Below are 12,947 nucleotides of genomic sequence, written 5' to 3'. Positions count from 1 at the left end.
TAATTTCGCTTTTAAAACTTCCATTTTCCACTCATCAATTATACTTTTACTAGAGCAAATAATTGTCTAATATTGGGTTTTATTTTAAATAATGGCAGAAAGAAGTAGTATTTTTGATATGATTGGTCCCGTTATGATAGGTCCTTCGAGTTCACATACCGCAGGAGTAGTAAGGATTGCGCGCGCAGCTGTTAAAGTTTTAGGTGGGATTCCTGATGAAGCAACCGTCACCTTTTACAATTCATTTGCTAGAACCTATGAAGGTCATGGAAGCGACAAAGCTATAATAGCAGGTTTATTAAATTATAAAACGGACGACATCCGTATTAAACAAGCCTTTGAACTAGCCGAAGAAGCAGGGTTAAAATATACTTTCAAATCCATTGGAAGTGCAGGAACATACCATCCCAATACTATCAAATTAAACTTAACCAAAGGAGAAAGGAAAGTAGAAGTAATTGGTGAAAGTTTAGGTGGAGGAGTAATTAATATTTCAAAAGTAAATGGATTTACTGCCAACATTTCTGCCGCATTACACACTTTAATTATTACGGCCAAAGACACTCAAGGCAGTATAGCCTTCATTTCAAATATCATCAGTAATGATAAAGCAAACATTGCCACTATGAGCGTTTCAAGAAAAGGAAAAAATGACATAGCCTGTTTGGCAATTGAAATGGACACTGGACTAAAAACTATTTCTCTAGAATACCTTAAAAATCTGGATTGGGTAATAGATGTTATCTACATTCCGGATATCGATATGTAAACTATTAACTAAAATTATGCTTAGAATATTTATTGTGATTACATTCTTATCCATAGGATTCAGCTCCTTTGGACAAGAAAAATGGTCATTACAGAAATGCGTTGACTATGCTTTGGAAAATAATCTGCAAGTAAAGCAATCAGAACTGGATGTTGAAAATGCAGAAATCAATTTGTTTGGCTCCAAAATGAGTAACTTGCCAGGTGTGAACGGAAGTCTGGGATTAAATACTTCAACAGGTCGTTCTATTGATCCTTTTACTAACACTATTATTGATAGAGGAATTAACTCGCAGAATGCAGGTCTTAATGCAAGTTTACCTTTATTTGATGGCGGACAAAGATATAACAGTATTAAAAGGGACCAATTTGGCCAACTAGCAGCAAAAAAAGATTTAGAAAGTGTTGAAAATGACATCACATTAAATGTGGTTACATTTTATACTAATATTCTTTTTAATAAGGAGTTATTAGAGACCGCTAAACTTAGACTAGAAACAACTGAAAGCCAAGAAAACAGAGTAGCTAAACAGGTAGAAATGGGGGCTTTAGCTCAAGCTGATTTACTACAAATCAGGCAGCAAAAAGCAAATGATGAACTGGAAGTTGTACGAGCTGAAAACAATTTGGATATATCTTATTTACTATTAAAGCAAGCCTTACAAATACCTGCTGATCAAGCTTTTGATATTGAGATTCCTGTTTTACCTGAACCTACAGTCAGTGAATTAATGGAGTCTTCTTCCAATGTTTACAAATATGCATTGCAAAATCAACCGGTTATAAAAGCAGCGGAATATAGAAAGGAAGGTGCAGTAAAAGGAATTGGGGTTGCAAGAAGTGGTTATTATCCTTCTTTAAGTTTAAATGCTGGAATAGGAACAAATTATTCAAATGCCGCACCAGAACAATTTCCAGTTTTAGGTTCTGAAAACATAACGATCACCCGACCTATCGGAGTTGTAGAAAACACAGGTGAGCTTGTGATTACGCAACAAGAAGTTCCATCTGAATTTACTGAAAACACCTATTGGAATCAATTGGATTTTAACCAGAGACGATTTGTTGGTCTAAGTTTGAATATCCCGATTTTTAATAGATTCCAGGTTAAAAACAATGTGCAACAAGCTATCATTAGACACAAAAGAACTGAATACCAACTAACCTCCGCTAAGAACCAATTACAACAGACTATCGAGCAAGCCTATTTGGATGTTAAAGCAGCAGCTAAGTCATACGAGGCCTTGAAAAATAGTTTTGAAGCTTCTGAATTAAGTTTTAATAATGCGGAGCAAAGAATAGAATTTGGCGCAATAGATGCAGTTCAATTCACGCAAATAAAAAATGATTTCGAAAGAGTAAAATCAGATCTCATTCGAGCAAAATACGATTACATTTTCAAACTTAAAGTATTGGACTTTTATCAAGGGAAACCATTAAACTTTTAACCATGGCTAAGAAAAAATCATCTAAAAAACCAATCTATATCCTGATTGCAGTTGTTATTGTCTTAATAATAGCAGCAATTATTGGTAAAAAAACAGGCGTTATAGGTCAACCACCTTCTACCGCTGTTGAAGTAGAAGAGGTACAAAAAAGAACCATCATAGAAAAAGTAAATGCTAGTGGAACAGTTCAACCAGTAGTGGAAGTAAAATTAAGTCCTGATGTAGCAGGAGAAATTACTCAATTGGCTGTGGAAGAAGGTGATCCAGTAAATAAAGGAGACTTATTGGTAAAAATTAGACCTGATAATTTTCAGAGTGCACTAGAAAGAGCGAAAGCTAACTTGAACCAACAAAAAGCTTCTTTAGCACAAGCTGAAGCTTCTTTAGAAAGAGCAAAAGCCCAACTTACTCAAGCAAAGCAAACTTTCGAACGTCAGAAGAAATTATATGAGCAAAAGGTAATTTCGACTGCAGATTATGAATCTGCTTTAGCAAATTATCAGGTAGCTGAAAATGACAAAGTAGCTTCAGAAAAAAATGTCTTGGCAGCAAGTTATACCGTTAAAAGTAGTCAGGCAACTGTAGATGAAGCTAGTGAGAACTTGAGAAGAACAACCATATATTCACCTGTGGATGGTACTGTTTCAAAACTAAGCGTTGAGCTTGGTGAGCGTGTAGTTGGAACCCAACAAATGGCAGGAACAGAGATGATGCGTATTGCCAATTTAAACAATATGGAAGTTCGTGTTGATGTGAATGAAAATGATATCATCAGAATAAGCATTGGAGATACCGCAAATATTGAAGTGGATTCATATACTTATATGGAAAAAGAATTTAAGGGAGTTGTAACCGCTATTGCTAATACTGCCAACGAAAAATCTTCTCAAGATGCCGTAACTGAATTTGAGGTAAAAGTAAAAATCTTGAATTCTTCTTATGAAGATTTAATTAAGGAAGATGGCGATTCTCCTTTCAGACCAGGTATGACAGCCAGTGTGGAAATTATGACTGAAACTAAAAAGGATATTTTAACAGTTCCCTTGTCTTCAGTTACATTAAGATCTCCTGAAATTAAGCAAGATTCTACCTCAAGCGAAGTAGCAACAGACAGAGAGCCTAAAAAAGAATCTGAAGTAGTTTTCATAGTACAAGATGATAATACTGTGAAAATGACAGAAGTCACAACTGGTATCAGCGATTTTGAATTCATTCAAATAAAGGTAGGTTTAACTGCTGGACAAAAAGTGGTGAGAGGTCCTTTCTTGGCTATTTCCAAAACTTTGAAAGATGGGGATTTGGTAGAAGAGAAGAATAAAGGAAAAGAAAAGCAAAAAGAATAATAGGTATAAATATTGTAAATATTTAAATGGTAGCTAATTTTTAGCTGCCATTTTTTATTGTATCCCTAATACAATACCTGGAAATAAATCCCCCATTGATATAATTGAAGATTCTTGATTTTCTACTGACGTTAATTTATAGTTTATAGCTGCACCTATCTCCAAATATCTGTATTTACTGATTTTAAAACCATAGATTAGTTCCGATCTTAATATTCTAGGGCCTTTTAACAACTTTATACTTTTTGCTTTTTGTTGCCATATCGCTGCATTAATTGATATAAACTTTGTCTTTTCAGGGTCGCTCCACTCCTTCTCTAAGCCATAAGATATTCCCCAAACAGGCAATCCATTGATGGAGAAATTGTAGCCAAACTGTAGCATATTATTAAAAAAACGACTTCCTGTTCCTATAGAAATATTAGATAAAAACAAATCTGTTGACCTGAAACTCAAACGACCTTCGCTTGCATCAATATTCAGCAAACCTAAAGGCACTCCGTTATTCTTTCCACTAATATTTATGAGCCCTATTTGATTTCCATTATTGACCTTACTGAAATTTATTAAGCCAATCTGCCAGGTATCGCTTAATAAATTACTGAATTCGTGACCAAAACCAGCGGTTCTCGCATAATTGAAAAAGGCCAGTTGCAAGCCATTGGTCTGCCCATCAGAATAGTTGAATAAGGGAGCGATCTGAAAACCAACCATCCCGATCTTAGATGAATTGATTAAACCTGCTATTTGAGCACCTTCCAAATATCTAGACTTGTTGGTCAGAAAGCCTAACTGAAAACCTGTAAAAACTGATGCTGCCGTATTAAAAGTAGAAATTTGTACCCCTGCCCCATTACCAAATGTTTTATTGGCTATAGTTGCAAATTGAAAGCCCTTAAAAGTATTCTCTAATTTTTCCTTTGGATTTAGCTTATTATTAACTCCTGATACATTTGCAAAACCAGCGAACTGAATACCCTGAAACTTTTCATAATTATAATTGGAAATAAGACCTAACTCAATACCTCTCACACTTCCTGTAACTCCCGATGTTAGATTCAGTGACAATTTGTAATGATTGGATATCTCGTCTACTGTGTGATTACTGAAACCGGGAAAAGCAGAGATATGGATTTTGGATTGCTTGGAATAGGATTGGGAGAAAAGTCCTATTGGTATTATGAACAATAAGACAGAATAATAAATAAAAATTTTCAAAAGGTTCGAATTTTTATAAAGTACTAATGTAATAGGTTTAACTTTTTTAAACCTAAATAATATTTAGTTAATTATTTTGAAATTTAAGAAAAAAAAAGTGCTTGCCCAAAATTTATTTTCAACCTAAAAATTAAGTCTTATGAAAAAGCTTATTATGTTAGTAGTTGTAATGGCAATTACTGTTGGGTCTACTTTTGTACCATCAAAAACAAAAGTTCACAGGTAAATGCAAAAAAGTGGTTTGAATTTATTAGAGTTTATAACGGCACGAATTCCGATGGATCAGCAAGATGTGGTCTAGGTAGAGGTTTATGTAACTTCTAAACCTTATTTTTTTACAATCAAACTGGGATTATTAATAATCCCAGTTTTCAATTTCTATAAAATGAAAATAAGTGAATTACTGTTAATAAATGTAATATTCATTATATCAATAGCTTGCAATAATCAAAACACTGAAAATGAATGTAATCATAAAACTTTTGAAGAATTCTCACCGATAATTATTGATAGCCTAAAAATAAAAATTAGCAATACTACTTCCGATCAAAATATTAGTTCTCAGATTAAAGTAATTAATGGAACTCAATATTTATTTAGATTTAATGACTATCAATCTAATACAAATCCAGCATCCATTGAGATATATGATTTAAATCATCAAAGATTCATAAAAAGAGTTGACTTACCTTTAGAAGGGCCCAACTCTTACGAGGGTGCCATAAACTTTTACGTACATAATTTTGATTCTATTTTTTTACATAATGAAGCCAATCCTTTGACATTCTATTTAACTGACACTTCAGCTAACAATATTAATAAGTGGTATGCAAAAGATAGATTTAAGGCTGCAGGATGGATGACTTCAGCTCAACCCTTTTATGACCCCAAAGAAAAACAAATTTGGTATTATAATATTTCACCTAGGTACTTTTACCCTGATGATAAAGAATTTTTTGAAATTCCATACCTATCGTATTTCAAGCTAAGTGATAAAACGATAGGTAGCGTTGATGATTTAAAGTATCCAGATCAATACGTGACAGAATTCAAGAATAGGAACTGGTTTCCTTGGTTTCAAAAACCTGCTTATGACTATATAGACAATAAAATTTACATCAGCTTTCCTTTAAGTCCACAAATAAATATTATTGAGAATAATTCTATATCTCAAATTTGCCTTGGTACAGATCTGTTAGATTTGCCGGAATCAGTTCCAATAGACATCAACGATTTTCCTTCAAATCAACAGTTTTATATGCAGAGCGGTAGATATTTCGGAATTATGAAAGATAATTTTAGGAATATATTAATTCGTTTGGTCAAATTCTCCCAAGAAAAAAGAAATTTAGATGGATTGTTAAACAAACATTATAATGCACAATTTGCATTAATTATTTATAGAGATAATAAGCCTTTAGATATCATTAGATTACCAAAAGACACTTATAATCCTCACTTAATCATACCTTCACGCAAAGGGCTTTTAATTAGTACTGATAACCCGTTTAATGAAAATAACGATGAAAACTTCCTTAATTTTAATCTTATCTCGTTGGATAAGTTTTCAAAATAGTTGCTTTGCACAATTAGACAAAGTATCTGATGGTCAATTATTTTTTTGTAGAGCAAATGCTGATATGAAAAATATTGTTCGATTAACAGATAACACCCTCATTCGACCCGAAAAAGGTGAATTTATTGTACTCGCAAACAATAATGGCTTAATAACCGATACTTTAATCCGTAATCGGAAATGGGGAAGTGTTATGGGGATATCAGTTTCTAATGACACTACTGTTTCAGTGTCTTACATGAATCAAGGATTAGTGGTTGCTATTGAGAATAATAAATTTTTCATAACCGAGGAGATTCCCGCTAATTATTTAATTGACCAGTATGAAATGGGAATGAAAACCAAAGTCAATAATCTAATAGTTGGTATTAAACCGAATACAAATGCGCCAAGAAAACATAGTATTTATCAATATGAAATGATCAATCCTGAAGATTCGCAGCATGTTATAATTAATAAGCCTTTGATTTTGAAATCACGTTATTATGAAGGCATGAGTCATTTAGCTGATTTTCAACTGTATAAAAAAGATAACTTATTAATCAATCATTCAGAAGCGAATACTCTTCTTAATTTTAATATGAGAACTTATAAGACTAAATTTATTTCATTCCCAAAAATTGATGATAAAAACAAAGAAACTTGGTATGCTAAAATCGATAGAGATACCGATAAAATCTATTTTATTCATAATCTTAAAAAATCTATGAACGAATTATACCTATATGATAAAGAAGAAAATGAATTAAAATTTCTACTAAAAACGGAAGAAAAAATAATAGAAGTATTTAAAGAAAAGGCATACTTCAGAAAATTAGATGATGATAAGGATACTTGCTTTTACTTTATCGATTTAAATAATAAAACAAACTCAAAAACAGAAATTATCAGATTAGATGAAGTTATTATCAATAAAAACTAATTTATCCATTTTCATATTATTATTTTTCGTCTCATTAATTTCTTGTGATTCTAAACTTGAATCTAAGTATAAATATGAAAAGGATTTTAAAAATTATTTGAGTGATATACATGATCTTAATAAGAAAATAACAAATCAAATCTACTATATTGTTCCATTATACAGCTGTTCTCCTTGTGTTGACAAGAATTTAAAATTCTTAAAATCCCTAAACAAAATAAAAAATTCAAAATTATCCTGATAGGAGAATCATCAAAAACTTTACATCAGAGTATGATTAACTCCATAAATAAAAATCATTTTACCTTATTTGACAAAGAAAACAAAGCCCAGTTCTATGAACTTGGTTTAGGAAAACCAATTATTATACATTTTGAAAATGAAATCCCTATTCATTATCAGCAAATTGGCGACAATCAAATAAATGAAATTTACGATTATTTCAATGAACTAGAACAATATTAGATATATTGAAATGCCGAAAAACTAATCTAAATATGTTTAAACATATTCTCCACTAAATCTTTCTAATCAAATGTTATAAGTTTTTTATTGACGTTTCTATCAATAACATTAAATATCGACAAATACATCAATATTAGGTATTATCGATAAAAATATCGATATTTGTATTTATCGATGATAATGACGATATTTACATCAGATATAAAGCATTCTAATGATAGCAGTCATAACAGGAGACATTATTAATTCCACTGAAAAGGCTTCTTCAAATTGGTTGAAAGAACTTAAATCAGTTTTAAATCAATATGGAAGTAGTCCAGAAAAATGGGAAATTTATAGAGGGGACAGCTTTCAGTTAAAACTCCCTGTTGAAAAAGCTATCTTGGCCTCTTTCCATATTAAAGCCGCCATCAAACAAATTAAAAACAAAGACGTCAGAATGGGGATTGGAGTCGGAAAGGAAGATTATATATCCGAAAAAATATCAGAATCAAACGGTACTGCCTATCAAAATTCAGGCTTATGTTTTGAGTCTCTTAAAAAGAGTAATCTCGCTATTAAATCAAATGATGTCGACTGGGATGAGTCTATTAATATAATGCTTGAATTAGTACTTTTTATTGCAGACAAATGGACTACAAGTCAGGCTGAAGTTATAAAGGCAAGCATCGAGAATCCTCATAAAAATCAAATTCAAATTGCTGAACAACTAAAAAAAACGCAAAGTACCATCAGTGCATCTTTGGACAGAAGTGGCTATGACAGCCTTCAAAAGATATTGGAATATTATAAAAAACAAATTCAACTCCTATGATTTCATTTCTCCTCAAAACCTTAATTGCTCATGTATTAGGTGACTTTGTATTACAACCTGACCATTGGATAAAAGACAAACAATTCAAGAAAGTAAAATCCAAATTCCTTTATTTACATATTGCTATCCATGCCGTTTTGCTTTTGCTTTTACTACAGTTCAATGACCGATTTTTGTTGGCCTTTCTTATCATACCCATCAGTCATTATATAATTGATATTATCAAAATATATCTTGATAAAAGTATTAACAGCAGATTATTATTTTCATTGGATCAATTGGCTCATTTAGCTGTGACTTTAGGTTTAACTTGGTTTTATTACCCAAAACAATTGAGCTTCGGTTTTCAATTTTCTAATGATGTTTGGCTTTTCTTTTTAACTATTCTTTTACTCTCTTATGGAGTAGCGGTTTTAATAAAAGTCATCATGTCGAAATGGGATTTACCGGAAGATTCCGATAATGACTCTTTGGCAAAAGCCGGAAAATACATTGGTATGCTGGAAAGATTATTCGTTTTTAGTTTTGTAGTAATGGTAGAATGGCAAGCCATAGGCTTTTTAATTGCGGCCAAGTCTGTATTTCGATTTGGTGATTTGTCCCGTGCAAAAGATCGAAAGCTCACGGAATATATTCTAATTGGAACATTGCTGAGCTTTGGCTTTGCTATTTTGATTGGGTTATTATTTAATTTTCTTAGTGGGAAAATTCATTACATTTAATCAAATTTTTAGTACTTGGGGATTTTCCGTTAAAAGAATTTGAACATAAGCATTATATGTATTGATCCAGAATGCTTTGGTTTTATTATCTGTATCCAACGATTTAGCTAGTTTATCCAATGGTAAAGCTTTGTATTCATTGACATACTTTTGGTAATCCGCATCATTTTTAACTGCAGCAATCAAATTCATACTTAATTGTACAAATTCATTGGGCTCGTTGCTAATTTTGCTTTGTCCCAAGCTATGGAAGCCGACAAAAAGTAAATAAAAACTAAATAGTGTAAGGCTAAATCTTTTCATTATTGTTATTTCGTAAGTTATGTGAACGTAAATACGCATTATTTTAAATTACAGATGCCAGAAAGCTATAATAATAAAATAAGTGTCATTATTCCGACACTCAATGAAGCAGAAAATATTGGGGAACTACTCCAGTTTTTAAAGAAAAATGGAAAAGATCACATAGCCGAAATCATGGTTTGTGATGCTAAAAGTGAGGATGAAACAGTTTCTATCGCAAATAAAAGCGGGGCTGAAATAATTTCCTGTAAAGAAGCTTGCAGGGCATATCAAATGAACGAAGGAGCAAAAATAGCTTCTGGTGATATTTTATATTTTATGCATGCAGATGCACAACCTCCTAAAACTTTGGCCACAGACATTTTAAATTTCATCAAAAAAGGATATGATTTTGGTTGTTACAGATTCAAATTCGATTCAAATCATCCTTTTCTGGCTGTAAATTCCTTTTTCACCCGCTTTAAAGTGCTATGGTGTAGAGGTGGAGATCAAACTTTATTCATCAAAAAAGATGTTTTCAAAAAAAATAATGGCTTTGATGAAGAATATGTAGTGATGGAAGATTTCGAGCTAATCAAAAGGCTATGGAAAAAATATAGGTTTGGCATTATACCTAAATCAGTTTTAGTGTCTGCTCGAAAATATAAGGAAAATAGCTATTGGCAGGTGAACATAGCAAATCTCAAAATTTACCGCATGTTTATGAATGGCCTTCATCCGCAGATTTTGAAGGAAAAGTATTTTCAATTGATAAAGCATCCGAAGGCTTAAAAAAAGTCCCATTAATACAGGAGCTTCAGTATCATTCATAATTCTTTCTAAAGTGATTTATACAAATCAACTATTCTCTGATCAATCTATCGGTCATCAATTGTCCCTTCCAATAGACATTAACCACATAAAGCCCCTTTGGATATTTTCTCATATCTAACGCAAATGATTTCTTTTTGAGTTCCCCTTGTATAACTTTGAACCCCTTTGCGTCTATAACTGAAAAATATGTGCTTTTTGATGAGTATTTGTCTTCTGTAACATTTGAAGTACTTGTATATGCAACACATGGCTCAATAGGCTCTATCACCTTATAAGTCATATCTCCTGATGTTGGATTTGACCCTTCGCGTTCTAATGTAGCTAAACATCCACCTCCACCCGAGGAACTGCTCACTGTAATATATTTATAAGTTGTTAGTGTTTGACACCCGTTATACACTGAACCTGTAATCTGATATGTTCCGGGAGAAGTGAAGGCAATATCGAGCCATCTGCTAGAATTAGTATATATTGTCCAGCAATTGGAAAAACAACCCCCTGAATATTTACTAACCGTCATACTGTAAGAACTTCCTCCTGAAATTGAAGATAAAGTATAGTTTAATAAATTATTTTCATAGCCCGATGTTGGGCCACTAATCGATATACTGGAATTACTCCCAGACGGTATCGTAATATTTTTTGTAATTCTAGCTGTTCCACAACCAGATTTCACTATTCTAGCTGAAACGTAACCGGAACCAGAACCATTTTTATTAATGGAAATAGAATTCGTACCATTACCAGAGGTAATCGTGATATTACTACTTGAGGTCCAGGAAATTGAGCTATTTGCGGGTCTGTTCACTATGCTGTAGGTTTGAGTGCCACAGACCTTAGACGAGCCGGCTATGTAAACATCATCACACATTTTTTCCTGACAAGGTTGATTATATCTTTGAATTTCGTTCCAGAGAAATTCAGAGTTACCGTCATTCCATTCCACATGAGCCTCATTATCCGGAGCCGCATACCAACTATCAAAAGGTGTTTCGCACATGTTATAAGTAGAGTTGCTAATATTTTGGTAAATCTGAGGATTTTGATGGTTCATTACGTCTAATGCGCTCGCTGTCGGAACAAAAGTTACTTGCCTTAAGAAATTAGTCCAAACATTATCAGGTGAAAAAACAATCCTCCTGCAGAAGTTGAATAAGAAGCCTTACCTGAGTGATAGCTGTCACGTCCCGAAACCAAATAAATAAATAAAAAGGGATTTACATTCCAGTATCTACCTTCATAAACATTAGTGTTTAGATTATTATTATTAAGAGACTTAATTTGAATTAGAGTCCTTGTAAATAATCCCCATTTCGGAATATCTAATAAAAACCCTTCCGATAAACCAGGCAATACAATTTCAAAAACACCCCTATCTTTATTAATTATAAATTCATCAGGCGTTAAATTGGGTCTGTTGTCAATTCTATCACCGTTCGATATGGAAACATTTCGGCACAGCTTTGGATATCCTAAGTTATTCAGTTCATTAAAGAAAGATTGATTTAACGAAAGATCATTTCTATAGTGTACTGAGAGCATTTGCCGAGCAGCTGGCGTTTCAATTAATTTTTTAATATCAAGTAAAGTAGGAAATAAGAAATGAAGATTAACACCTGAAATTCGCATATCATTTAAATGCTCAATCATATATTGAGCGCCAACGGGTGCATTATTGCCATCGAAACCTGCATCAAAAGCAACATTTAGTCGTACTTCGTGATCTTCCGAAAACCGTTTTTCCCAGTCTGCCAATGCATATTTAGCTATGACACCTCCTAAACATAATGACTATATCCTCCTCACGCTCCGTATGAGCTTTCAGCTCCTTAATTGCTTTCTGTACCAAATAAGCACTATTTTGCATATAATCCGTAGATTTATCAAAATTTAAATGGACAATGTCGTAGCCATTTGACTCTATCCTATTGAGTAAAATGGGAACCTCAAACAACTTCTTCTGCAAAAAAGAATTATAATCTTTCGGCTTATCTCTTTCCCATATCCAAAGCGTTGAAGGGTTGACATAATCTGTCTCATCAAAACCTTCCACTATCAAAATAGGTTTATCCAGCTTTTTATTAGAAGATTCCCCATAATCGTAAGTCAAAATACCGCTAGCATAATTGGATGAAAGTGAATATTTATCGTCTGCTGTGATAGGATCTGTAAAGTCCCCTCCTTCCTCTATAGTTCTATTTGATGTACTTTTCCTGATTTGAAAATACCTAGAGTGGGACTGCATTTTATCCTCATGAGAAAAAATGATTTTAACCGAATCCTGATCTTGATAATTTACAGAGTAATAAGTACCGGGTTTGAGGTCAATAAATCCGTTTCCATCACCGTAATCAACCTTGAGGTCTTTCTTCTTAAATTCATTGTCGGAGAAAAACGATTTGTTGTCGAGGTAGAAAGTTTGATTTTGCTGCAATTCTTGTCTTCCCAACATCCCCATCGCAAACATAGATTTCTCCACAAAAAACTCATCTTCTATTTTTTTAGAATTATTTACTAACTTCTTGTTTTTCAATATGATTTCCCCTGAGCTAATA

The 12,947-nt window shown here is 32.8% G+C and carries 14 protein-coding genes; 9 read left to right on the top strand and 5 right to left on the bottom strand.

From position 1 onward, the window contains the following. Nucleotides 1-91 precede the first annotated feature (91 nt). Genes sdaAB through Q0L29_RS00315 form a run of 3 tightly spaced genes read left to right on the top strand, consistent with a single transcriptional unit; the run spans nt 92 to nt 3,559 of the window. Entirely contained in the window at nt 92-769 is a 678-nt protein-coding gene (gene sdaAB, locus Q0L29_RS00325; protein WP_296618267.1) for an L-serine ammonia-lyase, iron-sulfur-dependent subunit beta, read from the top strand. Between the two features lie 16 nt (nt 770-785). Beyond that, the gene (locus Q0L29_RS00320; RefSeq protein WP_296618266.1) at nt 786-2,216 is read left to right on the top strand and encodes a TolC family protein; all 1,431 of its coding nucleotides are present in this window, start codon (nt 786-788) and stop codon (nt 2,214-2,216) included. Between the two features lie 2 nt (nt 2,217-2,218). Next, on the top strand, nt 2,219-3,559 hold the full coding sequence (locus Q0L29_RS00315; protein ID WP_296618265.1) for an efflux RND transporter periplasmic adaptor subunit: 1,341 nt from the start codon (nt 2,219-2,221) through the stop codon (nt 3,557-3,559). 54 nt (nt 3,560-3,613) lie between these two features. Here Q0L29_RS00315 and Q0L29_RS00310 read toward each other — a convergent pair whose 3' ends face one another. Continuing rightward, the gene (locus Q0L29_RS00310; RefSeq protein ID WP_296618264.1) at nt 3,614-4,627 is read right to left on the bottom strand and encodes a hypothetical protein; all 1,014 of its coding nucleotides are present in this window, start codon (nt 4,625-4,627) and stop codon (nt 3,614-3,616) included. A gap of 535 nt (nt 4,628-5,162) precedes the next feature. On the opposite strand from Q0L29_RS00310, the gene Q0L29_RS00305 reads away from it, so the two are divergent. From Q0L29_RS00305 to Q0L29_RS00285, 5 genes are all read left to right on the top strand, one after another. Continuing rightward, nucleotides 5,163-6,353, top strand: a complete 1,191-nt coding sequence (locus Q0L29_RS00305; RefSeq protein WP_296618263.1) for a DUF4221 family protein — start codon at nt 5,163-5,165, stop codon at nt 6,351-6,353. After that, nucleotides 6,301-7,275: a hypothetical protein gene (locus tag Q0L29_RS00300; protein WP_296618262.1), complete on the top strand. Its 975-nt coding sequence runs from the start codon at nt 6,301-6,303 to the stop codon at nt 7,273-7,275. The genes Q0L29_RS00305 and Q0L29_RS00300 overlap by 53 nt, the downstream gene beginning before the upstream one ends. Before the next feature lie 273 nt (nt 7,276-7,548). Beyond that, complete coding sequence (locus Q0L29_RS00295) at nt 7,549-7,740, top strand: hypothetical protein (protein ID WP_296618261.1); 192 nt, start codon at nt 7,549-7,551, stop codon at nt 7,738-7,740. Between the two features lie 214 nt (nt 7,741-7,954). Further along, complete coding sequence (locus Q0L29_RS00290) at nt 7,955-8,554, top strand: SatD family protein (protein WP_296618260.1); 600 nt, start codon at nt 7,955-7,957, stop codon at nt 8,552-8,554. Beyond that, nucleotides 8,551-9,276 carry a DUF3307 domain-containing protein gene (locus Q0L29_RS00285; protein WP_296618259.1) on the top strand — a complete coding sequence of 242 codons (726 nt, stop codon included), beginning with the start codon at nt 8,551-8,553 and terminating at the stop codon, nt 9,274-9,276. The genes Q0L29_RS00290 and Q0L29_RS00285 overlap by 4 nt, the downstream gene beginning before the upstream one ends. On the opposite strand, the gene Q0L29_RS00280 is transcribed toward Q0L29_RS00285, so the two are convergent. Next, nucleotides 9,277-9,579, bottom strand: coding sequence for a hypothetical protein (locus tag Q0L29_RS00280; RefSeq protein ID WP_296618258.1), 303 nt, complete (start codon nt 9,577-9,579; stop codon nt 9,277-9,279). A gap of 54 nt (nt 9,580-9,633) precedes the next feature. Between Q0L29_RS00280 and Q0L29_RS00275 the strand changes: the two genes are divergently transcribed. Then, nucleotides 9,634-10,350, top strand: coding sequence for a TIGR04283 family arsenosugar biosynthesis glycosyltransferase (locus Q0L29_RS00275; RefSeq protein WP_296618257.1), 717 nt, complete (start codon nt 9,634-9,636; stop codon nt 10,348-10,350). A 70-nt stretch (nt 10,351-10,420) separates the two neighbouring features. Here the strand turns inward: Q0L29_RS00275 and Q0L29_RS00270 are convergent, their stop codons facing one another. The 3 genes from Q0L29_RS00270 to Q0L29_RS00260 all read right to left on the bottom strand — a co-directional run. Then, the gene (locus Q0L29_RS00270; protein ID WP_296618256.1) at nt 10,421-11,446 is read right to left on the bottom strand and encodes a hypothetical protein; all 1,026 of its coding nucleotides are present in this window, start codon (nt 11,444-11,446) and stop codon (nt 10,421-10,423) included. A 41-nt stretch (nt 11,447-11,487) separates the two neighbouring features. Next, nucleotides 11,488-12,147 (bottom strand): hypothetical protein, encoded by a 660-nt coding sequence (locus tag Q0L29_RS00265; protein WP_296618255.1) that lies wholly within the window; start codon nt 12,145-12,147, stop codon nt 11,488-11,490. 7 nt (nt 12,148-12,154) lie between these two features. Further along, nucleotides 12,155-12,947, bottom strand: a 793-nt coding sequence (locus Q0L29_RS00260) for a hypothetical protein (protein ID WP_296618254.1), incomplete at its 5' end; no start/stop codon positions are given.

It is taken from the genome of Marivirga sp. (assembly GCF_024636815.1).
Lineage (GTDB): Bacteria > Bacteroidota > Bacteroidia > Cytophagales > Cyclobacteriaceae > Marivirga.
This window is presented reverse-complemented; position numbering and strand designations above follow the sequence as displayed.

Excerpts from the sequence above, each read along its gene's own strand:
- sdaAB (WP_296618267.1), top strand. The coding sequence starts at position 92 with ATGGCAGAAAGAAGTAGTATTTTTGATATGATTGGTCCCGTTATGATA.
- Q0L29_RS00320 (WP_296618266.1), top strand. The coding sequence starts at position 786 with ATGCTTAGAATATTTATTGTGATTACATTCTTATCCATAGGATTCAGC.
- Q0L29_RS00315 (WP_296618265.1), top strand. The coding sequence starts at position 2,219 with ATGGCTAAGAAAAAATCATCTAAAAAACCAATCTATATCCTGATTGCA.
- Q0L29_RS00305 (WP_296618263.1), top strand. The coding sequence starts at position 5,163 with ATGAAAATAAGTGAATTACTGTTAATAAATGTAATATTCATTATATCA.
- Q0L29_RS00300 (WP_296618262.1), top strand. The coding sequence starts at position 6,301 with ATGAAAACTTCCTTAATTTTAATCTTATCTCGTTGGATAAGTTTTCAA.
- Q0L29_RS00295 (WP_296618261.1), top strand. The coding sequence starts at position 7,549 with ATGATTAACTCCATAAATAAAAATCATTTTACCTTATTTGACAAAGAA.
- Q0L29_RS00290 (WP_296618260.1), top strand. The coding sequence starts at position 7,955 with ATGATAGCAGTCATAACAGGAGACATTATTAATTCCACTGAAAAGGCT.
- Q0L29_RS00285 (WP_296618259.1), top strand. The coding sequence starts at position 8,551 with ATGATTTCATTTCTCCTCAAAACCTTAATTGCTCATGTATTAGGTGAC.
- Q0L29_RS00280 (WP_296618258.1), bottom strand. The coding sequence starts at position 9,579 with ATGAAAAGATTTAGCCTTACACTATTTAGTTTTTATTTACTTTTTGTC.
- Q0L29_RS00275 (WP_296618257.1), top strand. The coding sequence starts at position 9,634 with ATGCCAGAAAGCTATAATAATAAAATAAGTGTCATTATTCCGACACTC.
- Q0L29_RS00270 (WP_296618256.1), bottom strand. The coding sequence starts at position 11,446 with ATGAACCATCAAAATCCTCAGATTTACCAAAATATTAGCAACTCTACT.